Origin of the sequence: Pseudomonas sp. FSL R10-0056, from assembly GCF_009600105.1 — a bacterium.
GTDB lineage: Bacteria > Pseudomonadota > Gammaproteobacteria > Pseudomonadales > Pseudomonadaceae > Aquipseudomonas > Aquipseudomonas bubulae.
Genome location: NZ_WIWL01000122.1, coordinates 1 through 300, shown reverse-complemented (window position 1 = coordinate 300; position 300 = coordinate 1). Strand labels below are relative to the sequence as shown.

1 protein-coding gene is annotated in these 300 nt (G+C 58.0%); it reads right to left on the bottom strand.

Annotated features, from left to right (window positions below; genetic code table 11):
* Positions 1 to 300 (bottom strand): protein rep (locus tag GHO42_RS25695; protein WP_218575998.1); only part of this gene is annotated, 300 nt, incomplete at both ends.

Genomic DNA, 300 nt, shown 5'->3' with positions numbered 1-300 from the left:
TCAGCAGGCGCTTACCCTTGAGGATCTGCGCCGCGTGCCAGTTGTCAGCCAGGGTCAAGTCGGAGAACTTCACCGCGTACTTAAACACCTCCATGAAGCCTTCCACGGGATCGCCCAGGATGGGCCTGCAATCCACGACCATGCTGTCGCCAGTGATCTTGTGCCACTCGGCGCTGAGGTCAGTTTGTGATGGCTGAGAGGTAGCCAAAATGATCATGTGGCAATGCGGATGCCAGCCCTTGCCCTTGTTGGTCAGCTCAAGGGTGTAAACAGCCCCCTCGGCTCTGCAAAGCTCAGTCC